The organism is Aquimarina sediminis (assembly GCF_002895435.1).
Taxonomy (GTDB): domain Bacteria; phylum Bacteroidota; class Bacteroidia; order Flavobacteriales; family Flavobacteriaceae; genus Aquimarina; species Aquimarina sediminis.
On record NZ_POYJ01000001.1, the window covers coordinates 575512 to 602240 of the forward strand.

Consider the following 26729-nt stretch of genomic DNA (forward strand, 5'->3'; position numbering starts at 1 on the left):
TCTAAGAAAATATACATCAATATGAGTCATTTTCTATCTATAGCTAAATTCAAAGTAATATTCCCTAAATCTAACTCAAATTATAAATCAAAGGGCTACATTTTTTTAGAAAATATAGCGTAAACCAAACTGCATCTGCCATCTAGATAATAAACTAGCATCAGATCCAAAAGTTTTTCTTAGGCTTGGATCAAAAGTATAGATAGGTACATTCGTATTTGGATCAACAGATACTGATAAAGGGTTAAGCGTATTTGGTTGTGATACAACACCCCAATCCGAATTTAAAAGATTTCCAAAGTTTAGGATATCTATACTAAATTGTACAGTTTGCTTTTTATCATTGATATTAAAATTATAGTCTTGTAGCAATTTTACATCCCACTTACTTCGCCACGGTGCCAGTGCTCCGTATCTTTCTGATAGTTTTCCTCTATTTTCACTTAAATATTCATCTTGTTGGATGTACGCTTCTAATGCTTCTGCCTGACCTGCTCCTGTAAATTGCATTTGTTGCACTTCTGCAGCTGTAGGAATGTATATTAAATCATTGTTTTGAAGGGAACTATCATTATTTATGTTTCCTGCATACGTATAATTAAATCTTCCTCCTTGGGCATATTCAAAAAACGTAGAAATTGTTGTACTCCATTTTTGGTTCTTCCCATAAATGAATTGTTTAGACCCGACACCTATGAATCGATGAGTATCTCCATATTTAGAATGCGCCAAGACATCATCGTTGGCATTACCCGATACTGGATTAAAATCAAATGCATCTCCTGTAATCTCAGCTTCTATCGAATTTACATCTTTGGCATTGAGGTAACTATATGCAAGACTAGCATATATTCCGTTATTGAATGTTTTTTGTGCTTTTAATGAAGCATTCCATATTCTCCCTTTATCAGAATTAATAAATACGTATCCATTATTTCCTTTATCCGCATCGCTATACACCGGACGATTATCTCCTGGGGCATTTAATGTCCCAGAAGGGTTTCTTAGTCCCCAATTTTGAACATGGGGAGCATTAATATCTTTTGTATAAGCGATATCTGCGGTAAATGTCAATCCTCCTTTTATTTTATGATCAATACCTATATTAGTTCTCCATACTTGAGGAAATTTAAAATCTGGACTTACGGTTTGATAAAAGAAAGAATCAATTCCTTGTACTTGATTCCCAATCCATACAAAAGGAAAACGCCCAGTAAACACACCTGTTCCTCCTCTTACTTGTGTTTTTGATTCTCCATTTATATTCCAGTTAAACCCTAATCTTGGTGAGACTAAAAAATCATCATTTGGTAACTCTTCAGAATCTATTCTTACTTCTTGCCCTGTTTGTGGGTTGAAATAAGAAATAGTAGGATCATAAGTTCCTTTTCGCTCAATATTTTCTCTAATCTTATCCTTTGTATCAAAAAACAATGGTTTATCAAAACGTACACCATAGGTTAATTTAAAATCGTCAGAAATGTTCCATTCATCTTGTAGATAGAATGCCAGTTGCCCTACATTAGTTTCTGCCAACGACCATCCTCCAGGTGTACCTGTTCCTAATTGATTACTTGTTGTAAATGCATTTTGTGCAAATTGTAGGTTTCCGGCTATACCTCCATTTGGATCGGCTGCATCAGCCAAAAAATCTGCAACGCTAGCATAAGGTCTAAATAACCCATAATAGTTGGCTCCTGCCCCAAAATTATCATATGCTGTTAAATTAAAAGAGTTATCAAATTCAAATTTTTCAAACGAGACCCCTGCCGTTAATGTATGATTTCCGACAAAATAATTTAAATTATTAGTGAATTGAATTACTTTTTGGTCTACTTCATTATGAATTGAGAAAGGTTCATGTCCTGCAACAATATAATTGCTCTCTTCTCCATCCTGAATAATTATACTCGGTGCTGGTGCTGATAATGGATTTCTAAAATCATCAAAATGTGAATATCCTATCTGAAGTTTGTTTGTTATTACATCAGAAATAGTAGAGTTTAATTCTAATTGAAAAGATTGTAATCTGTTATTAATTTCATATCCAGAATTTTCAAATTGTAATGTGGCAAAACTTGGACCTCTTGCTCCAATTGCTGTTGGGTGAGCAGGTAACTCTTTTGAAGCTCTTAAGAAATTGTAGATAAATGCTAATCTATTTTTAGAATTAATATTCCAATCCAACTTTAAAATTCCTTTAATAGATTCTGCTCCAAAAGTGAATCCATCATAAGCCCCAGTATTATAGCCAAGTGCACCCAAGGCTTGTTGTACAGCTATTAAATCACTTTCTAACACTCTAGATTCATTGATTGCTCCAGAGCCAGTATTAGGAATAAATCCATTGGTTCCCAGATCTTCTCTTTGATCACTTTCGAGGTTAGCAAAAAAGAATAGTTTATTTTTTACAATTGGACCTCCTAGACTAATTCCATATTGATACTGACTCAAGTCTGGTCGTATAACTTTTTCTCCTTTTATCTTATTACCTGTTAGGCTTTCATCTCTATAAAAACTATATACTGTACCATGAAATTCATTGGTTCCACTTTTTGTTACGGCATTTACAGACGCACCAGTAAATCCAGACTGTGTAACGTCATATGGAGCTGTAGATACCTGAATTTGGTCTATAGCATCCAAAGAAATTGGTTGTGCTCCACTTTGCCCCCCTGGAGTTGGTGAATCCAAACCGAATGGGTTATTAAAGATAGCCCCATCTAATGAAAAATTATTGAATTGGTCATTTCTTCCTCCAAAAGAATTACCACTAGCTGTTGGTTCTAATCGTGTAAAATCCTGAGCAGAACGTGAAATAGTAGGTAGTTTTTTTAATTGACTACTGGTAACACTAGTTACCGATCCTGTTCTATCACCATTAAAAGTTCCGGATCCATCGGACACTACGATCACTTCTCCTAATGTTTCTGTATCTGGACTTAATTGAACATCTAGTTCAAATGTTTTTCCTAAAGATAGAAACACATCATTTTGCTGATAGTTATTAAATCCTAAATAAGATATTGTAATAGTATATGGTCCACCTACCCTCAAATTTAATAGGTTAAATCTTCCGTCTCCGTTAGTTATGCCACCATATTTTGTTCCTGTTGGAGTATGTATAACAATAACATCTGCTCCCATTAAAGCAATATTCTGATCATCAAACACCTTACCTCTAATATTTGACGTTGTTACTTGTGCTAATATTGTTCCCCCAAAGAACAATAACAAAATGGCAAAAAGAAATGTTTTTTTCATAATAGCAAAAATTAAATTAGCTTAATACGTTAGTACAATTTGTTGTTGCTGGTTTTAAGAAAATTAATAGTCTGATAACAGTTTAAAAACTGATTGAGACTATCTACATTTATTCAAAATTCATTGAGCAATATTCTTTGGAGCATTCATAATGCTTATTGCGCAAACGTTTGTGCAATTTAATTATTTTTTTTTAGTATCCAAATTCTTCAAAACATCAGATCAAACAAAAAATCAAAAATAAACTTAGAAAAAAACAAATAACAACCTGAAAACAAACATCTTACTAAAATTTTTCCAAACATAGTATTTCTTCAAAAATTTAACATAAAACTAAAAATTAACTTATTAAATTAACAAAATACCGCATAATTCTAAAACCAAGTTTTGTTTTCGTTTAAATATCACATGTCCAACAATTGAATAAAAACAAAGGTGCATTTGAGCCCTTTTACAAAGCATATTGAGTAAATTAAAGACCAAGAAATGTAAGCTTCTTTTATGCTTCTTTTAACTCCTTTACAGAATCCCTTTTTATCAAATATGTCGGTGTCAAAATATAGTTATTATTAGCAACTGTTTTGTTTATCTGATTAAATAGTAGTTCTATGGCCTTATCCCCTATTTTTTCGTCGACATGAGATACTGTCGATATAGGGGTGTATAACAACTCAGAATAGTTGTTTTCATCAAATGATATCAATGAGATATCTTCTGGAATTCGAATATTTTTTTCTTTTAGTGCCTTTAAGATACCTAGGGTTATTTGGTTTCCTGTAGAAAAAATTGCGGTTATTTTGGTTTTATGCAATTGTGATATAATTTTCTTTGCTTGGTCATATCCATTTTGAAATCCAAAATCATGTCCCAAAATAAAATCTTCTCTGTAAGGTAAATTATTGTCTTCTAATGCTTTTTTATACCCTTTTACCCTTTGCGTATTTTGAGAAGTACCGGTTAATCCTTGGATACAAGCAATATTGCTGTGCCCTTTTTTGATCAAATATTCATTTGCTTCATATGCTCCTTCCAAATCATTGGTAGATACATACGGTATATCAATTCCATCAAAAAATCTATCCACAAAAACCAAAGGCATCCCATTTTTATATGATTTTTGCAAATGCTCATATTCTAAGCCTATAGGAACAATTATGACCCCATCTACATGCCAATTTTCCATCAATTCTAGAGATTCCTTTTCTATATTGATATCACCATTAGTATTGCATAAAAAGACGTTATACTTTTTCTTTCTTGATTCTTCTTCAATTTTCATTGCTATCTTAGAGAACCATGGATTAGAAATATCAGGTATGATAAGTCCAATTGTAAATGTTTTTTGCAACCGAAGACTTTTTGCGATCTTATTAGGTGTGTAATTTAGTTCTTCTGCAGTTTTCAGTATCGCATCTCTGGTCTTAGTACTTATCCTATATTTTTTTCCTACTCCATTCATTACTCGCGAAACAGTAGAAACTGATACTCCCAAAGCATCAGCAATTGATTGAATGGTTACTTTATTCTTTGGCATTATTCTTCTCCCCTAATGAATATTAAAATTTTGTATTGACAAACAAAGGTATTATAGCTCAGAGATTATCCTACTAATTTGTCTTCTCCTTGTTCTGTATAAATATATAACTATTTTCTTTTGTATTAAATACTATGCGATACTCACTATTGCTAATGAATATCTGATTGATTTATTAACAAAAAAAATCCATGATGTATCATGGATTTTTTGTCTTAAGGAATATTTACCTGTAATGTTTCTTACTGATACCTATCCTGAATGTTTTCCTTCTAGCTTTAGTACTTCTGCTACTTTTTTACCTATTTCTGCAGGAGAGTCTACAACATGAATTCCACACTCTCTCATAATAGCTTTTTTAGCTTCAGCTGTATCTTCACTACCACCAACAATCGCTCCTGCATGCCCCATTGTACGACCTGCTGGTGCAGTCTCACCTGCAATAAAACCAACAATTGGCTTAGTGGTTCCACTTTCTTTTACCCATCTTGCAGCATCAGCTTCTAACTGACCTCCAATTTCACCAATCATTACCACACATAAGGTTTCTGGATCGTTCACTAATAATTCTACAGCCTCTTTTGTTGTAGTCCCTATAATAGGATCTCCTCCTATTCCTATTGCAGTAGTAACACCTAACCCCTGCTTAACCACCTGATCAGCAGCCTCATATGTTAACGTTCCTGACTTAGATACAATACCAACATTTCCTTTTTCAAATACAAATCCTGGCATGATCCCAACTTTTGCTTCTCCTGGGGTAATTACTCCTGGGCAGTTTGGACCAATAAGTCTACAGTCTTTATCACTGATATAATTTGATGCTGTAATCATATCCGCAACTGGTATACCTTCTGTGATAGTAATAATCACTTTTATTCCTGCATCCGCAGCTTCCATAATTGCATCTGCAGCAAATGCTGGTGGTACAAAAATAATTGTTGTATCTGCTTTTACCTCTCTTACTGCATCTTCAACAGTATTAAAAACAGGTTTATCTAAGTGAGTTTGCCCTCCTTTACCTGGGGTAACACCACCAACAATGTTTGTACCATATTCTATCATCTGACCCGCATGAAAAGTTCCTTCACTACCGGTAAAACCTTGTACAATAATTTTTGAATCTTTATTAACTAAAACACTCATTGCGTTATGATTTTTTATTTTTTTTTAAGAGCCTCAAAAGTACGCTTTTGAACACTATAGTTAAAATGAAAAATAAGAAAATATTTTTTATTTTTCATTTTCTTGCCTTAACAGGCTCTAAGAATAATTAAGAAGCCTAAGAAATCAGTATAATTTAATTATTTTGAAATAAATGACATCATATTTTCTGGCGTATTATCTCCTTGCTGACTTATCTGATATCCTTTATATAATTTATCGTCTTTAAGTTCCCAAATGGTGATAAAATGAGCTACAGCCTCTTCTTTATCGGGAGCTTCTATTGTTTTGACAAAATAAGTATGCCGAATAGTAACTGTATCTCCTTCTGCGATAAGGTGACTTATTTCACATCTTAATGCTTCAAAAGAGAAAGACATTTCTGTAAACATCTTCTTTATACTGTCAAAATCTTTTTTAGTAAAACCAAAGCTACTATTCCAGTACAATTCGATTTCAGGATGTAAATACCTAGAAAAAGCTTCAGTATTGTGTATAAGATCAGTTTCATAAAAGGATCTTACAATATCCTTAACCACTTTACTCATTCTTATTTAATTTATCTATTAAATCAGGGATCTGTCTTATGGCAGCAATCTCTTTATATTTTTTTCTAAAATCATCTGCTGGTGTACCAAAATAACTTTTATTTGCTTCTAAAGATTTACTAACTCCAGATTGTGCAGAGATTACAGCTTTTGTACCGATAGTTATGGCACTGGTAATTCCCACTTGTCCCCAGATTGTTACTTCATCTTCAATAACTACACAACCAGCTATACCAACTTGCGAAGCAATCAAACATTTTTTTCCAATAGAAGTATCATGACCTACATGAACCTGGTTATCAATTTTAGTTCCTTCTTTAATGGTAGTATCTCCTGTAACTCCTTTATCAATAGTACAAGAAGCTCCTAAATCAACATTATCTTCTATAACAACTCTACCTCCAGAAATTAGTTTATCAAATCCTTCGGGTCTTTTCTTATAGTAAAAAGCATCACTACCTAAAATGGTTCCTGAATGTATCGTAACATTATCACCAATTATTGTATTGTCATAAATGTTTACATTGGCATGAATTCTGCAATTATCGCCAATAACTACATTATTTCCAATAAAGCTACCAGGTTGGATAATCGAATTTTTCCCTATTTTAGCTGTATCAGATATTAAAGAACTAGCTTTTTTAAACGGTTTAAAATATGTTGTTAGTTTATTAAAATCTCTAAAAGGGTCATCCGATATTAATAATGCTTTTCCTTCTGGACAATCTACACTTTTATTAATCAAAATTATGGTAGCGGCACTCTGTAAAGCTTTGTCATAATATTTAGGATGATCCACAAAAACAATATCCCCTGGAGAAACCACATGAATTTCGTTCATTCCAAAAACGGGAAAATCGGGATCACCTACAAATTCTGAAGAAATAATTGTTGCTATTTGCTGTAGTGTATGCGCTTGAGGAAATTTCATTAATTATTTCATTTTTTTAATATATCTAATACTCATCAGGGTATAAACAATGACCTCCAATACATACAAATGGCGCCCATTTACATTCTCCTGTCTCTATGCAATCATCTCCGTGACCTGGTCGATACCCCCATTTAAAGTTTTCTGAGAATTTTTGGTTAAAATTTTAACGCCGTCTAAATTTAACAAAATTTTCATACTAAAAAGGTTTTAAGAATTAACAATCCCAAATTACTTTAAAGACACTTAGGACATATGTCTGAAAACTTTGTCACAAAAAATAAGCCATTATTCTTTGATTCTTTCTTTGTACGTTCCTTTTTCTGTTTCTACCTTAATTTTATCTCCTTCGTTTATAAAAAGAGGAACCATAACTTCGGCACCTGTTTCTACAGTAGCAGGTTTAGTTGCATTAGTTGCTGTATTTCCTTTAACACCAGGTTCTGTTGCTGTTACTTCTAGTACTACACTTGCTGGCATTTCTACAGAAAGCGGCATTTGGTCTTCAGAATTGATAATTACAGTTACTACTTCTCCTTCTTTTAATAATCCAGGAGCGTCCAAGCTAGACTTTTCTAATGTAATTTGGTTATAATCTTCGGTATTCATAAAATGAAAGGTATCTCCCTCTGCATACAAATATTGAAACTTATGTGTTTCAACACGTACATCATCTATTTTATGTCCGGCAGAAAATGTATTATCAATTACTTTTCCTGTGGTTACGCTTTTTAACTTTGTACGTACAAAAGCAGGTCCTTTACCAGGTTTTACGTGTAAAAATTCAATAATTTTATAAATGTCATGATTGTATCTAATACACAATCCATTTCTGATATCACTAGTACTTGCCATTATTCTTTAATTTCTTTGATTATTATCTCTTCGAATTATTTAATTAGAAAAATACCCCTTCATGATTCCTCTTTGAGAATTTTTAATAAATTCTAAAACTTCATCTCGTTCAGGAGTAGCTTCCATTTCAGCTTCAATTATTGCTACTGCCTGAGTATTATTATAATTTTGCTGATATAATATTCGATATATATTTTGTACTTCTCTTATTTTCTCTGTGGTAAACCCTCTACGACGTAGACCGATAGAATTAATACCTACATAAGATAAAGGTTCGCGAGCAGCTTTAACATAAGGAGGTACGTCTTTACGCACCAATGATCCTCCTGTTACAAATGCATGGTTACCGATACTACAGAATTGCTGTACTGCGGCCATACCTGCCAGAACCACATAATCTCCAACATTAATGTGCCCTGCCAAAGTACTATTATTTGAAAAGATACAGTTGTCTCCCACAATACAATCGTGAGCAATATGGCAATACGCCATAATCCAACAATTTTTACCAATTTTGGTTTTCATTCTATCCGCAGTTCCCCTATTGATTGTAACACATTCCCGAATGGTGGTATTATCTCCAATTTCGGTTATAGTATCTTCATCATTAAATTTTTTATCTTGAGGAGTAGCTGAAATAACGGCTCCAGGAAAAATACTACAATTTTTTCCGATTCGAGCTCCTTCCATAATCGTAACATTGGAACCTATCCAGGTACCTTCTCCAATAACTACGTTGTTATGTATTGTAGTAAATGGCTCTATTACAACGTTTTTTGCAATTTTTGCTCCTGGATGAACATATGCTAATGGTTGATTCATCTATTCTTTATTGTTATTTTGATTTTACGATTTGTGCCATAAGTTCTGCTTCGGTAACTAATTTACCGTTGGCATAGGCAAAAGCTTGCATATGACAAATACCTCTACGAATCGGGGTTATTAACTCTAGTTTAAATATCAAAGTATCTCCTGGTAATACTTGCTGTTTAAATTTTACCTTATCTATTTTCATAAAATAGGTTAGGTAATTTTCTGGATCCGGCACTGTGCTTAGTGCTAAAATCCCACCTGTTTGAGCCATTGCTTCTATTTGTAAAACTCCAGGCATAACTGGTGCACCAGGGAAATGTCCTACAAAGAATGGTTCATTCATTGTCACATTCTTAAGTCCAACAACATGGCTATCAGACATCTCCAAGACTCTATCAATCAATAAAAAAGGAGGTCTATGCGGTAGCATATTCATAATTTTATTGATATCCATTAACGGCTCTTTAGACAAGTCAAACTGAGGTACCTTATTACGTTTCTCAATTTTTATGATCTTAGAAAGCTTTTTGGCAAATTGTGTATTTACGTAATGCCCTGGCTTATTTGCTATAATTTTACCTCTAATTCTGGTTCCAATCAATGCTAAATCTCCAATAACGTCTAACAATTTATGACGTGCTGCTTCATTAGGGTAATGCAAAGTTAAATTATCCAAAATACCATTAGGTTTGATAGCTATGGATTCTTTCCCAAAAGCTACCTTAAGTTTTTCCATAGTACTTGGACTTAATTCTTTATCAACATATACAATAGCGTTGTTAAGATCACCTCCTTTTATTAAACCATGTTCTAATAGCATCTCTAATTCATGCAAAAAACTAAAAGTTCTTGCGTCTGCTATTTCCTTTTTAAAATCTGAAAGATGTTTTAAAGAGGCATTTTGGGTTCCTAAAACCTTAGTACCAAAATCAACCATGGTTGTCACCTGATATTCATCAGACGGCATTACAATAATCTCACTTCCTGACTCTTCATCGATATAAGAAATTACATCTTTTACAATATATTCTTCTCTATCTAATTCCTGCTCTACAATACCTGCTTTCTCTAATGCTTCAATAAAAAACTTACTAGATCCATCCATTATAGGTGGCTCTGAAGCATTTAATTCTATCAAAAGGTTATCAATTTCTAAACCAACACAAGCTGCTAAAACGTGTTCAGAAGTTTGAATACTTACACCATTCTTTTCTAAATTTGTTCCTCGTTGCGTATTTACAACATAATTAGCGTCTGCTTCGATAATAGGATTTCCTTCAAGATCAATTCTGCAAAAAGCATATCCATGATTTTCAGGAGCTGGTTTAAAAGTCAAGGTAACTTCTTTTCCGGTATGTAAGCCTACCCCCGTAAGCTTTACTTCCTCTTTAATAGTTCTTTGTTTGCTCACAACAGCGTCACTCATTATTATTTGTCTTTTTCTCTAGTTTGTATATTCTTTCTACTATTTTAGGAAGGTTTTTAAAGTGTACATAAGATTTATTAAAGTCAGAATACCCTAAAGCCGGAGATCCTTGAATGGCTTCTCCGTCTTTTATATTTCTTCCTATTCCAGATTGAGCCTGGATTCGTACTTTATTACCAATTACAAGATGTCCTGCAATCCCTACTTGACCACCAATCAAACAATGCTTACCTATTTTGGTTGATCCGGCAATACCAGTTTGGGCAGCAATCGCAGTATGCTCTCCTATTTCTACATTATGAGCTATTTGTATTTGGTTATCCAATTTTACTCCTTTGCGAATAATTGTAGAGCCTAATGTAGCTCTATCAATTGTAGTTCCTGCTCCTACATCAACATGATCCTCTATTATAACATTACCGGTTTGAGGTACTTTGCTATATTCTCCTTTTTCATTGGGTGTAAACCCAAAACCATCTGCACCTACTATAGCACCACTATGGATAACACAGTCATTTCCTATTATAGATTCAGAATAGATTTTGGCTCCGGCAAAAACAATTACATTATTGCCTATAGTTACATTATCTCCAATATACACATTAGGAAAAATCTTAGCGTTTTCGCCTATTTTAACATTATCACCAACATAAGAAAATGCTCCAAAATAAATAGCTTCTCCAAAAGAAGCTGTTTCTGAAATAAAGCTAGGTTGCTCTATTCCAGATTTATTCATTTTCACCATATTGTAATATTCTAACAATTGAGAAAATGCTTTATAAGCATCATCAACTCTTATTAGTGTAGTCTTAATTTCGGACTCTGCCTCAAAATTTTTATCTACAATAGTAATTGATGCATCGGTAGAATATATGTACTGTGTATATTTAGGATTCGACAAAAAGGTTAAAGAACCTTTTGTTCCTTCTTCAATTTTAGCTAGTTTAGATACTTCAACAGTTTCATCTCCTTCGATTTCTCCGTTTAAAATACCCGCAATCTGTGTGGCTGTAAAAATCATTCTAGCAAAAGTATAAAAAATGTATTAATGTTTATGCTTTGGGTAGCACATAAAATATTTAGTAACAGGTTTTGCTAAAGCCTCTAAATTAAACTGATCTGTAGCTTTAACAATATCCTCTATCTTTTTTGATTTATATAAAATGTTTATATTCTGTTTATTAAGATCATATGCTTGGTTTGAAATAGTACCATCAAAAACAAAGTACTGAGCCTCTTCATCAGAGATTTTATATTTTTCCTTAATCTTTCTAATGTGATTTTCTTTTTTCTGTTTTTGGAAACGTTTCTTTTTGATTTTTATTTTTAAAAGATCCCTATCAATAATCATGGATGATAACATACTTAACACAAAATCATTTGAATTTGACCATTCTTTCATTGCCGATACAATATCATAATCATCTAGCCTAGAGAATGTTTCTAAAACCTGAGGAGTAAAGTTTTCTGATGTGATTTTATTTTCTAAAAAGAACTGTAATGCTTCACTTCCTTTTAACTTCTCTCCATTTTCGACTAATTCTTTAGCTCTTTTCAGCACTCTTATTAACAAATTTTCAGCTACTAAACTTGTTTTATGAAGATACACTTGCCAATACATTAATCTTCTTGCTAACAGAAACTTTTCTACAGAATAAATACCTTTTTCTTCTACAACCAAAGCATCATTAACTACAGTAAGCATTGTAATTAAGCGCTCACTATTGATGTTTCCTTCAGCTACCCCTGTATAAAAACTATCTCGTTTTAAATAATCCAAACGATCTATGTCTAATTGACTCGAAATCAATTGGTGTAAAAAATCACGATGATACTCTCCTTTAAAAATTTGGATAGCAAGCGTTAAACTACCGTTAAAATCTTCATTGATTTTCTCCATAAACATAAGAGAAATGGACTCATGATTTACTTCATTTACAATACTATGCTCCATAGCATGAGAAAAAGGACCATGCCCAATATCGTGTAATAAAATAGCAATACACAAGGCTTCTTCTTCTTCTTCAGAAATTTCAACCCCTTTAAAACGAAGAACTCTCACTGCTTTTTGCATAAGATGCATACATCCTAATGCATGATGAAAACGAGTATGATGTGCTCCAGGATATACCAAATACGAAAGTCCCATTTGGGATATACGACGTAACCTCTGAAAATACTTATGTTCGATCAGATCAAAAATTAGTTCATTAGGTATCGTAATAAAACCGTAAATTGGGTCGTTTAATATTTTGAGCTTATTTCTTTTTTTCAAGTTGATTTTACCTTTACAGGGGCAAATATACATATATGCAGAACATATAGAGCATTTCAAAATAAAATTAAACTATGTAAGTTTTGAATCAAAAGATGTAAATAAGCTATATTATTGAATAAATAAACATATAAAACCAAGATTTAATGAGTAAAATAAAGATATTATGGGTAGATGATGAGATTGATTTACTTAAACCACATATACTTTTTTTGGAAAAGAAAAACTATGAAGTAACAAAGTGTCAAAGTGGTACTGAAGCTTTGGATATAATAGATGATGATAATTTTGACATCATTTTTTTGGATGAAAACATGCCGGGTCTCTCTGGAATAGAAACTCTATCCGAAATAAAGGAGAAAGAAGATAGCATTCCTGTTGTAATGATTACAAAAAGTGAAGAAGAATACATCATGGAAGAAGCTATTGGAAGTAAGATTGCAGATTATCTTATTAAACCAGTTAATCCTAATCAAATTCTATTAAGTTTAAAGAAAAATCTGGACAACTCACGTTTGGTTTCAGAGAAAACAACTGCCAACTACCAACAGGTATTCAGAAAAATAGCAATGGATATGGCAATGGTAAACTCGTATGAAGAATGGTCAGAGTTATATCAAAGATTAATCTATTGGGAACTACAACTTGAAAACATTGAAGACACGGGAATGTTTGAAATATTAGAGTCGCAAAAGGCAGAAGCCAACACGCAATTTTTTAAGTATGTAGATAAAAATTATCAAGACTGGTTTGACGACAAAGGTGATGCTCCTATCATGTCTCACACATTATTCAAAGAAAAAGTAGCACCAGAAATTAGTAAAGATCAACCTACTCTATTGGTAGTCATAGATAACCTACGGTATGACCAATGGAAAGCTTTTGAACCTATTATAAACAATTACTATAAAAAAGAACAAGAGATTTCTTACTGTAGTATTCTTCCAACTGCTACTCAATATGCCAGAAATTCGATTTTTTCTGGACTTATGCCTTCTGAGATGAAAAAAAGACATCCTGATCTTTGGCTTGATGATACGGATGAAGGTGGAAAAAACATGCATGAAAATGATTTCTTAACCGCTCAATTAAAGCGATTGCGCCTAGATATCAAACATGAATATTACAAAATTACCAATGAGAAATCTGGTAAAACCTTGGCAGCAAATTTTAAAGGATTAAAAGATAATGATCTAACCGTAGTTGTCTATAATTTTGTGGATATGCTTTCTCATAGTAAAACTGAAATGGAAGTTATCAAAGAATTGGCATCAAACGATAAATCATACAGATCACTTACACAAAGTTGGTTCAAAAATTCTCCTTTATTAGAAATGATTCAACAGGCCCAACAATTAGGTTTTAAACTATTATTAACTACTGATCATGGGACCATAAATGTTAAAAACCCTTCTAAAGTTATCGGAGACAAAAACACTAGTCTTAATCTTAGATACAAAACCGGTAAAAGCTTAACATATGAAAAAAAGGAAGTTTTGGAAGCTACAAATCCAAAATCTATCCATCTTCCTTCAATAAACATGAGTAGTTCATTTATTTTTGCAAAAGGAGATTATTTCTTTGCATATCCTAATAACTACAATCATTATGTTAGTTATTACAGAAACACATACCAGCATGGCGGTGTATCTTTGGAAGAAATGGTTATTCCTTTTGTAGTTTTGAAACCAAGATAATTATAAATAATTCAGATCGCTTAATTAAATACTAAGTAAAACTGCATTACAACACAATTTGTCAAGACTTCCTAAAACACAGTTTTTTTAGTTAGTTTTGACAAATTAAAGCAGTATTATTTATAATTAACTGAGCTATCTATATAAATAAAATGACAATAGAATATACGCTACAAGAACTTCCTGATGTAGCTAAAAAAGTAATTTCAAATAGTAAGAGTAAGGTGGTACTTTTTGAAGCGCAAATGGGAGTTGGCAAAACCACCTTAATAAAAGAGATATGCAAACATCTTGGTGTCAATGATGTTATATCCAGCCCTACCTACTCTTTAGTAAATGAATATGAAGGTAATAATGGTTTGATCTATCATTTTGATTTTTACAGAATAGAAGATGAAGAAGAAGCTTATCATATTGGGTTCGAAGAATATTTGGACTCTGGAGCATGGGTATTTATAGAATGGCCAGAAAATGTTTCTAACTTATTACCTATAAACACTGTGAAAATTAAGATCGATTTATCAGAGAATGAAAAGCGAATTCTATCGATTTTATAAGGTTAATTCTCAAAAATCTAATGCTAAATAGATAAACCTATTTGTTTTCTTGGCTTTTTTATTCGTAATTTGAGTTATACAACATCACACAAATGAGCACATCAAAATCTCCTTTTACCAAAGAGCAGCTGTTACCGCAGGAAGAAATGATAGAAGTTGCCCGCAAAAAAGGTAAACTGTTTATTGGCATTCCAAAAGAAACCCATTATCAAGAAAAACGAGTATGCCTTACTCCTGATGCTGTGGCAGCATTAACAGCACATGGTCATCGAGTTTTGATTGAAACTAATGCAGGTATCGGAGCTAGTTTTACGGATCGAGATTATAGTGAAGCTGGTGCCGAAATCACTAATGACAATAGTAAAGTTTTTGGCTGCCCTATTATTTTAAAAGTAGAACCGCCATCAACTGAAGAGTTAGAGCTTATTAACCCACAAACTGTATTAATATCTGCGCTGCAGCTCAAAACACAGTCGAAAGAATATTTTCAAGGGCTTGCCAAAAAAAGGATTACTGCTTTAGGTTTTGAATTTATTCGAGATGCTGATGGTGCATATCCAGCAGTAAGAGCATTAAGTGAAATCGCTGGAACCGCGTCAGTATTAATAGCATCAGAATTAATGAGTAGTGCTACCACTATGGGCTCAGGGCTTATGATGGGAAACATAAGTGGTGTCCCTCCTGTAGAGGTTGTTATTCTAGGGGCAGGTACCGTTGGTGAGTTTGCCGCTCGTTCTGCTATTGGTTTAGGAGCTAACGTAAAAGTTTTTGATAACTCTATTACCAAACTACGTTGTATACAAACTAATGTCGGTAGACCTTTACACACATCTACCATTCAACCCAAAAATTTATTAAAGGCATTACGTCGCTGTGATGTTGTTATTGGAGCTATCCGAGGAAAGAACAGAGCTCCTGTTATTGTGACTGAAACAATGGTCGAGCGCATGAAAACAGGTGCTGTAGTTATCGATGTAAGCATTGATATGGGAGGCTGTTTTGAAACCAGCGAAGTTACTTCTCATGATCATCCAACTTTTGTAAAGCATGGAGTAATTCATTATTGTGTTCCTAACATACCTTCTCGTTATGCCAGAACATCATCTTTATCAATAAGTAATATTTTCACTCCATATTTACTACAAATCGGTGATGAAGGAGGAATAGAAAATGCAGTTCGTTTTGATCGAGGACTTAAAAACGGATTATATTTTTATCATGGGATATTAACCAGCAAGCCAATTGCCGACTGGTTTGATCTTTCTTATAGGGATATAAATTTATTGATCCTATAATCTTAATGCTAATACATCACAGAAGTTATACAACAAAAACAATACTCTAAAAAAACATATCCAGTTTATTGTATAATTTTTGCATTTTTACACCTGTTATTGTTTGTAACTTTACTTACATTTGGCATCATTTTATTGTAAACAGTCTATGAAACTAGCACATCGATTATTTTATTACTTAGGAGGGTTTGTTATTGGTCTTATTCTTCTATTTTTCTTTTTAGGCGGAAAAAAAGCTTCTTGTGATTATAGCCCATCTGCAAGGGTGCTAAAAAATATTAGAATCAAGGATAAAAATTACTCTGAACAGGCATTTTCTAATATGCAAAAACACAAAATTGATACAGCGGATATTTCGGTTGTGCTAAAAGATGGTGATGTCGATTTTTCAAAAAGTAATACTAAACTGGATTCATGTAGAATATACTTCATTGAAGGGTTGGTTAGAGATAAAAACATAAATATGTTAATAGAAAATTGTGATTCTATTGCCAAAATAACCTCGTTAAATATTACTAAGTAACCTATTTTCACTTTGATCTATCTAATCAGTAACTGCTAATTCGTAGTATGGGAGTTCTATACAAACAATAGTACCAATCCCATAATTAGAATCTATTTTAATACTCCCATTATTATTGGATATTCTTTGTTTTATACTTCGTAACCCAACCCCTAGGTTACTCTTTTTAACATCAAAGCCTACTCCATTATCTTCAATTATCATATTTACCTGGTTACTCTTCTCGTAAATTGTAATATTAATCGAAATTTCTGTAGCAGTGGCATGCTTATTTATATTGGTAATTAATTCTTGTATGATCCTATAGATTGTTAGTTGTAAACTTTCGGGAATATTATTCAATTCTTTTTCTGGATGAATGTAACATTTAACTTCTACATCTTTACGTACTGAAAACCCTATAAGATCCTTTACTAAATCTGTAAAATAGAGGTGATGAATATTTCTGGGCATTAAATCATGAGATATTGAGCGAATTTCATCATAAGTTTGATTTATACTGGTAATTACACAGTCTAATTCAGATGGTAACCTATCCTTTACCCTTTCTAGTCTCATTTTGATAGCTGCCAAATTTCCTCCTATACCATCATGAAGATCTTTTGAAATTCGTTCTCGCTCTTTATTCTGACCATCAACAGAAGCCTTTATTTTTTGTAATTTATGAGCATCTAATAGATTATTAATCTTTTCTTCATTTAAATCTTCCTGATGTATAAACCGTAGTTTTTGTGTTTTTAGGCGCTGTCTGTACAAAAATAGTATTGCTCCTAACAACAAAGCCAATAAAACTGCTATTACTATATATACTCTTTGCATAAACATTGTTTCTTTTTGGCGAGCAATTTGGAACTCCTTCTTAGAGGTCTCATACTTTGTTTCTATTTCAAATATTTTTTTATTCTGCTCAGTTTTGTATAAACTATCGATAGCATTTCTATATTTACGAGCATATTTTCTAACATTTTTCATATCAGATTGCCGTGCATATATGAACATCATATTGTTTGCTACCGTAGAAAGCGTTTGATAATTCCCTGTATTCTTTGCTAATTCTTCAGATTCTTTTAAATAAACTAGTTCTTTCTCATAATCTTTTTCCTTGTGAAATATTACAGATAAATTGGCGAGTACCATACTGTATAAATTTAGATATCCTGATGATTTAGAAATACTTTTTGCTTCAATCAAATATCCTTTTGCCTTTTCGTACTTTTTTAATTGATAATGTAACGCTCCCAAATTAATCAGCATACTACAGGTATTATAATTGTCTTTTTGTAATCTATAAATTTTGAGGCTCCTCAAAAGGTTTGCTTTTCCATCCTTGTAATTTTTATTACTGTATTGAAGCAAACCTAAAGAGTTATATGCCGCGGCAAGCAAATCATCTGATTCTGCTTCTTCTATAATTACCCTTAAATAATGCTCTGCTTTATCAAAAGCACCTAACTCTCTATGTACTTCTGATAACTTATAATATAATTTATGCTTATGTTTCTGGTCTGGATTATTTTCTACTTGTTGCAAAGCTTCAAAAATAAGATTAACAACTTTTTCCTGATTACCACGAATACTATTTAACTGGCTCATACGTATAACCGAGAAAGCAAATAATGTATCACTATCTACAGTTCTACTTAAATCAAGTGCTTTATCATAAAATACTACAGCAGAGTCAGATTTTGTTAGATTTTCATATGCAGTAGCCAATTTCACATAACTGCTAACCAAGTAGGTATTATTTTTATTCTTTAAACTATACTTTACCATCTCTCTGGCGTGAATTAATGCCTTATCTGATGACATATTCTCTAAACTGTCAAATTGCCTTTCTAAATTGTTAAAATGGCTATGTTGGCTATAAAAAGAAGAAGTAAAAAGGAAAAAAAATAGTACAATATTAAATCTATGAATACAATCCATTATTCTAATTGGGGTTGGGTTAGGTTTATTTACGATATTATTCGTTTAATCAACAAATACTAAGAATAACGCATCTAATATACTTAATAGACTAATAAATTGCTATTTGGAAATATTTTTTTTGGAGCAAACACTCTCAATTTCAATATTTAGGAATAAGGAATTAAAAATTAGTTTATAAAAATCAAAAAAAAGACCCTACCATATTACAATTGGTAAGGTCTCTGTGTTCAATTTTGCACCCAAATTATAGGTCTGCATTGATGGTATACCTTGTATTATATTAAAACAACCTCTTTTTCATTGCCCAAAATTCAAATGTTTCGTCGCCGATACTAAAATTATGTTCTCCAGCTACGTCATATCCTTTCTTTTTATAAAAAGAAACAGCTTGCTTTTTCATTTTCAGATTTGATAGCCATATATAATTATACCCGCTTTCAATAACAGATTTTAAAATACGTTCATGCAACTGGCTACCAATGCCCCTCGCTTCATATCCTTGGGATAAGTATATTCGTTGTAATTTACATACATTCTGATCTTCAATAAACTCTGATGACGAATCTATTTTCAACTTAGCATATCCTATCAGGTCATAACTCTTTTCATCAGCTACAACCCAATATTTGTTTTCTGATTTTGACAAACTATTTTTAATTTTATTGATTGAAAAAGCAGAATCTAAGTAAGTCATTAGATTTGTTTTATTATTAAAAAACTCTCCATACGCTTCATCAAAAGTTTTTCTTCCCAAACAAGAAATTTGTTCCGTATCTTCAATATTTGCTCTTCTAATGGTTATCATAATTATCTTTTTCTGGGGTCTATTTTTTTTAAAAATTCTAGTACTTCTTGAAATGTACCCTTATCAATTGGTTTATGTACTACTCTGGTACCTACAGGGTATTTCTCTACACAATTACCTGTTAAGCAATTTACAGGTCTAGTTGGTCTTTTTTCAAATCCACCTCCACAATTAGGACAAACATTGTGTAAAATAGTCTCGACACAAGTAGTGCAGAATGTGCATTCAAAAGTACATACCATTGCTTCATCACTATCATTAGGCAAAGCTTTATTACAATTCTCGCAAGTTGGTCTCATTTCTAGCATAATACTATTCTTTTCTATGGTTTATATTGTAGTACTGCATTTTGTATTTGTTCTTCTTCAGTAGTCTCTGGATACAAAATATACTTTGGTGCTATAATCGGTTTTACTTCTTCAATAGTAATACTTGTAATCGTATGAAAAGGAAACTTCCCTTTTGTAATATCCAATAGTGGTTTTTCTAATAATCTAAAACTCGAATCTTTTTTTGTAATTATAGCAGCCTTTCCTTTTAACTGAAACCCTTTTTGAATAAAAACATCAATAAAACTAACACAAACATTATCATTTACTTTGATATTTTTTACCGTTTGAGGGGAAGCAATATTAGCTATAATAATTTCATTTTTATAGTATGTAAAAGCTTCTTTTGGAGATACATTTGGTATATTATTTATTGATGATGTTGCTAACCAACACAAAACGCTACTATCTACATATCTTTTTATTTCATCAGTAAGCATATCTACGTCATTTGTTGTTTGCCTTTACATAATCCAATACAGCCTTTGGCACATCAATATCGCTTTGTAAATCTTTATCAGAAACTGCATCATAGGCTACTTGCTTAATAGGTACAACTCCTGCCCATATTGAACTATTATAATCTCCAGGCTCATCCACTACTCCCTCTACCCTAACTTTGGCTGAGGCAGTTTCTATACTGATTTCAAGTACTAAAGTGGCATTAAATTCTTTTTTATTTGGTTGCCTAACATTATCCCAGTGCCCAGGAATCATATGATTTAAAATACAAGCTAAGGCGTCCATCTTTTCCTTTGGATCTTCAACCTTCTTTACTACTCCAAACACATTTACGGATCTATAATTGGCAGAATGATGAAATGCGGATCGTGCTAACACCAAACCATCAAGGTGAGTAACAGATAGACTTGCTTCACCAGTTTCTAACAAACCAAGCATCATACGGTTCTTTAGTGAGCCATGAATATATATTTTGTCTTCAATTCTTCCATAAGCAGTAGGAATAACTATTGCCTGACCCTTATACACATAACCTACATGACATAAAAACGCATCATCTAGTATCTCATGTATAGTACTAGTATCATATGTAGCTCTTTTTGGACCTCTAACTACTTTATTTAATTCTGATATTGAATATTCTCCCATAAAAATTTTATTTAGTACTCAAAAATATTAGTTTTATGGTGGGTTATACCAATCCAGTTTACAAATACTTAATAGTCCAGTTATGTTTCCATTTAAAAATAACATTAATCTTATACGAGACAGTAATCGTAATTTATACTTACAATTGTGTGATCAGGTTATTGGTTATATTAAATCGGGAAAACTACCTCCTTCTACTAAATTACCAGGTTCACGCAAGTTAGCAGAAGATTTATGTATTCATCGCAAAACAGTTATAGCTGCATACGAAGAGCTTATCTCGCAAGGCTGGATAGAAACTATTCCTGCTAGAGGAACTTTTGTTACAGGATCATTACCTATCATTAATCCTGAATATTTTGATACATCTAATTCACAAATTTCTTCAAAAGAAAAAAGTGGTTTTCCGTTTTTAACCCGTTTGCATCTTCAACGTAACTCTAGCAGTACAGCACAATCCAAAATTCTTAGAATTGATGACGGATCGCCCGATCATCGATTAGCTCCTATTGAGGAGATTGCCAAAATATACCGAAATATTACTAAAAAAAGTCATCATGATGATTTGTTAACATATGGTTCTACGCACGGAAACTTAGCGCTAAGAAAATCACTGGTAAGCTACCTAAATCAAACACGAGGACTCCATATAACAGTAGATAATATTATGATTACTCGCGGAAGTCAAATGGGAATTTATCTCGCTAGTAAGCTATTACTTTCTCCAAAAAGTAAAATTGTTGTGGGTACTACAAATTATATGACTGCTGATAATACTTTTAAAGAAGCAGGAGGGCAAATTGAACAAATCCCTGTAGATAATCAAGGGCTAGATATTAGTGCTCTAGAAAAACTTTGCCTAACCAAAAAAATAACTGCAGTATACGTTACTTCGCACCACCACCACCCCACTACAGTAACCTTATCCGCTAAAAGGCGTATGAATTTATTAAGATTGGCTCAACAATACAATTTTGCAATTATTGAAGATGACTATGACTACGATTTTCATTATAGTAATGCTCCTATTTTACCTTTAGCCAGCAATGATAAGAGAGGTAATGTTATATACATTGGTGGTTTCACCAAAATTATTGCGCCTTCGATACGAATCGGATATTTAATTGCTCCCAAAGATTTTATAGATGAAGCAGCATCACTAAGACGAATCATAGATAGACAAGGTGATACTTTGTTAGAACAAACTCTTGCCCAAATGATCAATACAGGAGACGTGCTGAGACATTGTAACAAAGTATTAAAAATTTATAAAAACCGAAGAGATTTGTTTTGTTCTTTACTAAAAAGCAAGCTTAATGAATATTTTGATTTTGAAATACCAAAAGGCGGAATGGCAGTTTGGGTAAAACTACATAAAGCATATACTTGGGAAGAAATACATGCAGAAGCAGAAAAATTCGACATAGAACTTAATTCTGATTGGCGTCGTTATGACAATGATAATTCAGGTCATAACGGTATTAGAATGGGGTTTGCTTCTTTGAATGAAGAAGAAATTTATAACCTAATTGATATCTTAACCATTATATTTAATACTATTCAAAAAAACAGGAAACCAATACTATAGTGGCAGTACTCTAGTTTACTTCCTTTTTCGGTAATAATTTCTCCAACCAAAGTAGTATAATAAATCCTAAAGTATAAGAAAGTATATCCAACCACGCAAAGGAACTTCCTAATACAATCTTTGCTAGTTTACAATGTTCTAACCCCAAAAGCTTAACAAACTCAAAATACTGTAAAACTTCTATTATATACGAGAATAACAAAGTGCCAATAGCAATTCTTAATGGGTTAATATTCAAAAAACTTCGGAAAAAACAATATATAAGTAAAACAACAATTGTATCTCCCAGATATGGACGAATAATCCTATCGTTTACAAAAAGAGCTATCAGAACTTCTATAAAAAAAATAAGGATTGTTAAAGCAAAATACTTTTTTTGAAACTTAAACATGTATAATAATAAGTATTACCACTTAACAATCACTTTTTAAAGTAAAACCTCAAATAGTAGCTAAACATAGTAATAGCTGCGTGAAATGTAAGTGTATTAAATGACCATAAAAAACAATTGCAAGATACCCGAAAAAGTATATTCTTTTACACCCTATTTTCAGTGAATAACAAACTCTAAAGAAGTAATTACTCTATATCCAAATTGTATTTTATTAATAAGCCTGAAAGCCCTGATGAATAAAATTTAGCTTTTTTTAGCTGATTAACCTCTGGATCAATAGCATAGTTAATAGCAGTTCTAAAATCGACTTTTTCAGCAATAGTGTTTTCAAAAATAGCGCCATCCAAATTACAATCCGAAAATATAGAACCAGTAAGATTACTTCGATAAAAATCAGTTTCTTTTAAACTACACCCTTTAAATCTTGTATTCTTCATCGTAAAACCGTAAAAAGATACATAATCAAGATTACAGTTGTCAAACTCTGCTTCAAACAAAAAATCATTACATGATCCAAAATCTACTCCCAGCATTTTGCATTCAACAAAGATAACTTCTTGAAACGAAGCTTCTTTTACTTTAACCGAATTAAAATTACACGTATCAAATTTACACTCCAAAAAAGTAACTACGGACATATCTGTACTAGAAAAATCACAGTTTATAAACGTACAATTATCATATTCTCTCGAAGGCAATTTTTGATTAGAGAAATTTTGGTTATCAAAGGTTTTATCAATTACAGGAATACTCATGCCCAAGTGTTTGTATACTATTAATTTATTCTCCAAGGTGGATTTTTTCTATTATCCCCAGCATAATATAATATTATTTGATTCCCGTCAGGATCTTTAAGCCTTGCTTCTCTCCATAGGTATCTTTGATCAGTTGGTAATTGTTCAAATTGTATTCCATTAGCTATAAGACGCTTTACCTCTGTATCCAGTTTTTCTGTTTCAAAATATACACATACCCCTTCTCCTCTAGGCAACTCTTCTACCTGATGAATAGAAAAAGTACTATCACCTTCTTTACATTCGAAACGCGCATAATGTGGTAATGCTTCAACGATAAGATGCAAACCTAGTTCTTTATAAAAAGAAATAGATTTCTGAATATCTATTGAAGGCACTGTGACTTGATTTAAATTCATCCTTCTATTTTTTGAATTTCTTTTCGTTTAACAGAACAACAATATAATCGAAAAAAGCTGGAATCAATATCGTGTCTTCCAGCTTTTAATTTATTAGGCTACAATCTCCTTCTTTTCTTTTCTTGAGAGAGTAAATTTAGCTCTCTACTAGTTTGCCCGGCAACCGATGTATTCTCTTCTGCTCTTCGAATCAAATACGGCATCACATCACGTACAGGACCAAAAGGTAGATACTTTGCTACATTATATCCTAATGCCGCTTGATTAAAACTAATATGATCACTCATACCATACAACTGACCGAACCACACTCTGAAATCGTTCTTATCAATACCCAATTCTTTCATCCACTCCATTGCCTTATAACTACTCTCTTCGTTATGCGTTCCTATAAATACGGAGATATCATCTAGATTATTAAGAATATACCTCATTGTGGTGTCAAAATTCTGATCAGTATGCTCTTTATCCCTACATATAGGAGTTGGATATCCCTTTTCTTCAGCTCGTTCGTTTTCTTTTTCCATATAAGCACCACGAACAATCTTTACACCAATCTTAAAATCATGTGTCTTTGCTTCTTCATGTAATTTTTGCAAATATTCTAAGCGGTCATGTCTATAAAGCTGTAATGTATTGTATACGATAGCTTTTTCTTTATTGTATTTTCGCATCATTTTAGACACCAACTCATCTGCAGCATCTTGCATCCAGCTTTCTTCTCCATCAATTAACAATGCAACATTGCAATCATATGCTTTTCTGCATACCATATCAAAACGTTCTTCAATACGTTGCCATTCTTTTTCTTCTTCTGCTGTTAATACTGTTCCTTCAGTCTTCTTTTGCCAAATCAAAAAACGGCCAAATCCTGTTGGCTTGAACACACCAAATGGCATAGCATCTTTTTCATCTGCAAACTCAAGCAGTTTCAGGGTTTTATTTAATACAGCATCAAATTGTGCTTCTTCTTCTTTTCCTTCAACCGAATAGTCTAATACTGAACATACCTTTTTCTCATACATCTTGTCGACTACCGACAAGCAATCTTCTTCACTAACTCCACCACAAAAATGATCAAAAACTGTAGCTCTAATTAATCCTTGAACAGGCAAATGTGCTTTTATAGCAAAATTTGTAACTGCCGTTCCTATTCTAACTAATGGTTCATTAGAAATCATTTTAAACAGAAAATAAGCTCTTTCCAATTCTGAATCGCTTTTTAGAGCAAATGCCGTCTCTGTATTGTCAAACAAGTTGTTTTGTTCCATCAAAAACTAATTTTAAGAATCTTCAATTTTGAAGACATTTATGTAAAAATATTACTATTTCTACATGAACATTAATATTTATTTTAAGATATCCGCAAATATAGAACTTGTAGGTTTATTTTGACATAAATTCTGCTTAATTTCGTCGCCAATAATTCTATACAATATGAAGCCCATAATCTCTAAAGATTCTGTCGTCTATTTTGGTCAAGAATGCTATACAGCATTAAATACTTACCTTGATACAGCTAACCATTCAAAAATTTGTATTCTAGTAGACACAAACACCCATGAACATTGCTTATTACTACTAATGAGTAAGATTGAAAAGCAATATGATATCGAGGTAATAGAGATAGAAGATGGAGAAATCCATAAAAATATTGAAACATGTAGCGGTATCTGGAACGCCTTATCTGAATTGGGAATGGATAGAAAGAGTCTTATGTTAAACTTAGGAGGTGGTGTTATTACAGATTTAGGTGGCTTTGTAGCTTGTACTTACATGAGAGGAATTAGCTATATCAACATCCCAACTTCTTTGTTATCAATGGTTGATGCTTCTGTCGGCGGAAAAACTGGTGTTGACTTAGGTAATCTAAAAAATATGGTCGGTGTTATTAGTGAATCAGAAATGGTATTAATCGACACCGAATATTTAACAACTTTACCTATAAATCAAATGTGTAGTGGGTTTGCCGAAATGTTAAAACACGGGCTCATTCAAGATCGTGATTATTGGGAGAAGATAAGTGATTTATCTCAACTCAATTTTGATGATCTGGATCAAATGATTTATGAATCTGTAATTATTAAAAATAAAATTGTTTCTGAAGATCCTACAGAACAAAATATACGTAAGTACCTTAATTTTGGCCACACTCTAGGGCATGCTATTGAATCTTTTTACCTTGCAAATCCAGAAAAACCTACATTATTACATGGCGAAGCGATTGCAATAGGAATGATTATGGAAGCTTTTATCTCTACAGAATTGCTATCTCTAAGCCAAGATGATTTACAATTTATCAATAGAGTTATCCTTGCAACATTCCCAAAAATTAGTATTGATCCAAAAGATTATCAAAAAATCACGGAGTTACTCATTCATGATAAAAAGAATGAAAAAGGGAATATCTATTTTGTCTTGCTAGAAACTATTGGTGAGGCTAAATATAACTGCATTGTATCTGATGATTTGATTCTTAAATCTTTTGAATATTACAACTCTCTTTAAGCGAACCTTATTATCGATATCTAGCTAGAGT

The 26729-nt window shown here is 32.4% G+C and carries 25 protein-coding genes; 6 read left to right on the forward strand and 19 right to left on the reverse strand.

Annotated features, from left to right (window positions below):
• Window positions 1–105 precede the first annotated feature (105 nt).
• The 10 genes from C1X07_RS02580 to C1X07_RS02625 all read right to left on the reverse strand — a co-directional run bounded on the left by C1X07_RS02580 (window position 106) and on the right by C1X07_RS02625 (window position 12810).
• Window positions 106–3264: a TonB-dependent receptor gene (locus tag C1X07_RS02580; RefSeq protein ID WP_103068401.1), complete on the reverse strand. Its 3159-nt coding sequence runs from the start codon at window positions 3262–3264 to the stop codon at window positions 106–108.
• Window positions 3265–3763: 499 nt separating this feature from the next.
• A complete protein-coding gene (locus C1X07_RS02585) occupies window positions 3764–4798 on the reverse strand; it encodes a LacI family DNA-binding transcriptional regulator (protein ID WP_103068402.1) in 1035 nt (344 codons plus the stop codon).
• A 252-nt stretch (window positions 4799–5050) separates the two neighbouring features.
• Window positions 5051–5944 (reverse strand): succinate--CoA ligase subunit alpha, encoded by an 894-nt coding sequence (gene sucD, locus C1X07_RS02590; RefSeq protein WP_103068403.1) that lies wholly within the window; start codon window positions 5942–5944, stop codon window positions 5051–5053.
• Between the two features lie 158 nt (window positions 5945–6102).
• Window positions 6103–6510 (reverse strand): nuclear transport factor 2 family protein, encoded by a 408-nt coding sequence (locus tag C1X07_RS02595; RefSeq protein ID WP_103068404.1) that lies wholly within the window; start codon window positions 6508–6510, stop codon window positions 6103–6105.
• Window positions 6503–7441: a UDP-3-O-(3-hydroxymyristoyl)glucosamine N-acyltransferase gene (locus C1X07_RS02600; RefSeq protein ID WP_103068405.1), complete on the reverse strand. Its 939-nt coding sequence runs from the start codon at window positions 7439–7441 to the stop codon at window positions 6503–6505. The genes C1X07_RS02595 and C1X07_RS02600 overlap by 8 nt, the downstream gene beginning before the upstream one ends.
• A 288-nt stretch (window positions 7442–7729) precedes the next feature.
• Window positions 7730–8296: an elongation factor P gene (efp, locus tag C1X07_RS02605; protein WP_103068406.1), complete on the reverse strand. Its 567-nt coding sequence runs from the start codon at window positions 8294–8296 to the stop codon at window positions 7730–7732.
• A gap of 39 nt (window positions 8297–8335) precedes the next feature.
• Window positions 8336–9118, reverse strand: coding sequence for an acyl-ACP--UDP-N-acetylglucosamine O-acyltransferase (lpxA, locus tag C1X07_RS02610; protein ID WP_066309476.1), 783 nt, complete (start codon window positions 9116–9118; stop codon window positions 8336–8338).
• Between the two features lie 13 nt (window positions 9119–9131).
• Window positions 9132–10535: a bifunctional UDP-3-O-[3-hydroxymyristoyl] N-acetylglucosamine deacetylase/3-hydroxyacyl-ACP dehydratase gene (locus C1X07_RS02615; protein ID WP_103068407.1), complete on the reverse strand. Its 1404-nt coding sequence runs from the start codon at window positions 10533–10535 to the stop codon at window positions 9132–9134.
• Entirely contained in the window at window positions 10528–11556 is a 1029-nt protein-coding gene (gene lpxD, locus C1X07_RS02620; RefSeq protein ID WP_103068408.1) for a UDP-3-O-(3-hydroxymyristoyl)glucosamine N-acyltransferase, read from the reverse strand. Before lpxD ends, C1X07_RS02615 begins: the two co-directional genes overlap by 8 nt.
• Before the next feature lie 24 nt (window positions 11557–11580).
• A complete protein-coding gene (locus tag C1X07_RS02625) occupies window positions 11581–12810 on the reverse strand; it encodes an HD domain-containing protein (RefSeq protein ID WP_103068776.1) in 1230 nt (409 codons plus the stop codon).
• A gap of 146 nt (window positions 12811–12956) precedes the next feature.
• Here C1X07_RS02625 and porX point away from each other — a divergent pair, with 146 nt between their 5' ends.
• The 4 genes from porX (at window position 12957) to C1X07_RS02645 (ending at window position 16882) form a co-directional block, all read left to right on the forward strand.
• Window positions 12957–14507 carry a T9SS response regulator signal transducer PorX gene (porX, locus tag C1X07_RS02630; RefSeq protein ID WP_103068409.1) on the forward strand — a complete coding sequence of 517 codons (1551 nt, stop codon included), beginning with the start codon at window positions 12957–12959 and terminating at the stop codon, window positions 14505–14507.
• 152 nt (window positions 14508–14659) lie between these two features.
• Complete coding sequence (gene tsaE / locus C1X07_RS02635; RefSeq protein WP_103068410.1) at window positions 14660–15064, forward strand: tRNA (adenosine(37)-N6)-threonylcarbamoyltransferase complex ATPase subunit type 1 TsaE; 405 nt, start codon at window positions 14660–14662, stop codon at window positions 15062–15064.
• A gap of 92 nt (window positions 15065–15156) precedes the next feature.
• Window positions 15157–16359 carry an alanine dehydrogenase gene (locus tag C1X07_RS02640; RefSeq protein WP_103068411.1) on the forward strand — a complete coding sequence of 401 codons (1203 nt, stop codon included), beginning with the start codon at window positions 15157–15159 and terminating at the stop codon, window positions 16357–16359.
• 148 nt (window positions 16360–16507) lie between these two features.
• Window positions 16508–16882: a DUF4258 domain-containing protein gene (locus C1X07_RS02645; protein WP_103068412.1), complete on the forward strand. Its 375-nt coding sequence runs from the start codon at window positions 16508–16510 to the stop codon at window positions 16880–16882.
• Window positions 16883–16903: 21 nt separating this feature from the next.
• On the opposite strand, the gene C1X07_RS02650 is transcribed toward C1X07_RS02645, so the two are convergent.
• From C1X07_RS02650 to C1X07_RS02670, 5 genes are all read right to left on the reverse strand, one after another.
• Window positions 16904–18808 carry a tetratricopeptide repeat-containing sensor histidine kinase gene (locus C1X07_RS02650; RefSeq protein ID WP_103068413.1) on the reverse strand — a complete coding sequence of 635 codons (1905 nt, stop codon included), beginning with the start codon at window positions 18806–18808 and terminating at the stop codon, window positions 16904–16906.
• Between the two features lie 283 nt (window positions 18809–19091).
• Complete coding sequence (locus C1X07_RS02655) at window positions 19092–19616, reverse strand: GNAT family N-acetyltransferase (RefSeq protein WP_103068414.1); 525 nt, start codon at window positions 19614–19616, stop codon at window positions 19092–19094.
• A 2-nt stretch (window positions 19617–19618) separates the two neighbouring features.
• Complete coding sequence (locus C1X07_RS02660) at window positions 19619–19924, reverse strand: DUF1272 domain-containing protein (protein ID WP_103068415.1); 306 nt, start codon at window positions 19922–19924, stop codon at window positions 19619–19621.
• A gap of 14 nt (window positions 19925–19938) precedes the next feature.
• Window positions 19939–20385, reverse strand: coding sequence for a pyridoxamine 5'-phosphate oxidase family protein (locus tag C1X07_RS02665; RefSeq protein ID WP_103068416.1), 447 nt, complete (start codon window positions 20383–20385; stop codon window positions 19939–19941).
• 7 nt (window positions 20386–20392) lie between these two features.
• A complete protein-coding gene (locus tag C1X07_RS02670; RefSeq protein ID WP_103068417.1) occupies window positions 20393–21055 on the reverse strand; it encodes a pyridoxamine 5'-phosphate oxidase family protein in 663 nt (220 codons plus the stop codon).
• Window positions 21056–21137: 82 nt separating this feature from the next.
• Here C1X07_RS02670 and pdxR point away from each other — a divergent pair, with 82 nt between their 5' ends.
• Window positions 21138–22643, forward strand: coding sequence for a MocR-like pyridoxine biosynthesis transcription factor PdxR (pdxR, locus tag C1X07_RS02675; protein ID WP_103068418.1), 1506 nt, complete (start codon window positions 21138–21140; stop codon window positions 22641–22643).
• A 10-nt stretch (window positions 22644–22653) separates the two neighbouring features.
• Here pdxR and C1X07_RS02680 read toward each other — a convergent pair whose 3' ends face one another.
• From C1X07_RS02680 to C1X07_RS02695, 4 genes are all read right to left on the reverse strand, one after another.
• On the reverse strand, window positions 22654–23034 hold the full coding sequence (locus tag C1X07_RS02680; RefSeq protein ID WP_103068419.1) for a ribosomal maturation YjgA family protein: 381 nt from the start codon (window positions 23032–23034) through the stop codon (window positions 22654–22656).
• Window positions 23035–23222: 188 nt separating this feature from the next.
• On the reverse strand, window positions 23223–23792 hold the full coding sequence (locus tag C1X07_RS02685; protein WP_103068420.1) for a pentapeptide repeat-containing protein: 570 nt from the start codon (window positions 23790–23792) through the stop codon (window positions 23223–23225).
• Between the two features lie 20 nt (window positions 23793–23812).
• On the reverse strand, window positions 23813–24190 hold the full coding sequence (locus tag C1X07_RS02690) for a VOC family protein (protein WP_103068421.1): 378 nt from the start codon (window positions 24188–24190) through the stop codon (window positions 23813–23815).
• A 98-nt stretch (window positions 24191–24288) separates the two neighbouring features.
• Entirely contained in the window at window positions 24289–25461 is a 1173-nt protein-coding gene (locus tag C1X07_RS02695; RefSeq protein WP_103068422.1) for a proline dehydrogenase family protein, read from the reverse strand.
• 166 nt (window positions 25462–25627) lie between these two features.
• Here C1X07_RS02695 and aroB point away from each other — a divergent pair, with 166 nt between their 5' ends.
• Window positions 25628–26698 (forward strand): 3-dehydroquinate synthase, encoded by a 1071-nt coding sequence (gene aroB / locus C1X07_RS02700; RefSeq protein ID WP_103068423.1) that lies wholly within the window; start codon window positions 25628–25630, stop codon window positions 26696–26698.
• Window positions 26699–26729 lie beyond the last annotated feature (31 nt).

Coding starts and splice junctions, on each gene's coding strand:
- C1X07_RS02580 (WP_103068401.1), bottom strand. CDS start 3,264: ATGAAAAAAACATTTCTTTTTGCCATTTTGTTATTGTTCTTTGGGGGA.
- C1X07_RS02585 (WP_103068402.1), bottom strand. CDS start 4,798: ATGCCAAAGAATAAAGTAACCATTCAATCAATTGCTGATGCTTTGGGA.
- sucD (WP_103068403.1), bottom strand. CDS start 5,944: ATGAGTGTTTTAGTTAATAAAGATTCAAAAATTATTGTACAAGGTTTT.
- C1X07_RS02595 (WP_103068404.1), bottom strand. CDS start 6,510: ATGAGTAAAGTGGTTAAGGATATTGTAAGATCCTTTTATGAAACTGAT.
- C1X07_RS02600 (WP_103068405.1), bottom strand. CDS start 7,441: ATGAAATTTCCTCAAGCGCATACACTACAGCAAATAGCAACAATTATT.
- efp (WP_103068406.1), bottom strand. CDS start 8,296: ATGGCAAGTACTAGTGATATCAGAAATGGATTGTGTATTAGATACAAT.
- lpxA (WP_066309476.1), bottom strand. CDS start 9,118: ATGAATCAACCATTAGCATATGTTCATCCAGGAGCAAAAATTGCAAAA.
- C1X07_RS02615 (WP_103068407.1), bottom strand. CDS start 10,535: ATGAGTGACGCTGTTGTGAGCAAACAAAGAACTATTAAAGAGGAAGTA.
- lpxD (WP_103068408.1), bottom strand. CDS start 11,556: ATGATTTTTACAGCCACACAGATTGCGGGTATTTTAAACGGAGAAATC.
- porX (WP_103068409.1), top strand. CDS start 12,957: ATGAGTAAAATAAAGATATTATGGGTAGATGATGAGATTGATTTACTT.
- tsaE (WP_103068410.1), top strand. CDS start 14,660: ATGACAATAGAATATACGCTACAAGAACTTCCTGATGTAGCTAAAAAA.
- C1X07_RS02640 (WP_103068411.1), top strand. CDS start 15,157: ATGAGCACATCAAAATCTCCTTTTACCAAAGAGCAGCTGTTACCGCAG.
- C1X07_RS02645 (WP_103068412.1), top strand. CDS start 16,508: ATGAAACTAGCACATCGATTATTTTATTACTTAGGAGGGTTTGTTATT.
- C1X07_RS02650 (WP_103068413.1), bottom strand. CDS start 18,808: ATGGATTGTATTCATAGATTTAATATTGTACTATTTTTTTTCCTTTTT.
- C1X07_RS02655 (WP_103068414.1), bottom strand. CDS start 19,616: ATGATAACCATTAGAAGAGCAAATATTGAAGATACGGAACAAATTTCT.
- C1X07_RS02660 (WP_103068415.1), bottom strand. CDS start 19,924: ATGCTAGAAATGAGACCAACTTGCGAGAATTGTAATAAAGCTTTGCCT.
- C1X07_RS02665 (WP_103068416.1), bottom strand. CDS start 20,385: ATGCTTACTGATGAAATAAAAAGATATGTAGATAGTAGCGTTTTGTGT.
- C1X07_RS02670 (WP_103068417.1), bottom strand. CDS start 21,055: ATGGGAGAATATTCAATATCAGAATTAAATAAAGTAGTTAGAGGTCCA.
- pdxR (WP_103068418.1), top strand. CDS start 21,138: ATGTTTCCATTTAAAAATAACATTAATCTTATACGAGACAGTAATCGT.
- C1X07_RS02680 (WP_103068419.1), bottom strand. CDS start 23,034: ATGTTTAAGTTTCAAAAAAAGTATTTTGCTTTAACAATCCTTATTTTT.
- C1X07_RS02685 (WP_103068420.1), bottom strand. CDS start 23,792: ATGAGTATTCCTGTAATTGATAAAACCTTTGATAACCAAAATTTCTCT.
- C1X07_RS02690 (WP_103068421.1), bottom strand. CDS start 24,190: ATGAATTTAAATCAAGTCACAGTGCCTTCAATAGATATTCAGAAATCT.
- C1X07_RS02695 (WP_103068422.1), bottom strand. CDS start 25,461: ATGGAACAAAACAACTTGTTTGACAATACAGAGACGGCATTTGCTCTA.
- aroB (WP_103068423.1), top strand. CDS start 25,628: ATGAAGCCCATAATCTCTAAAGATTCTGTCGTCTATTTTGGTCAAGAA.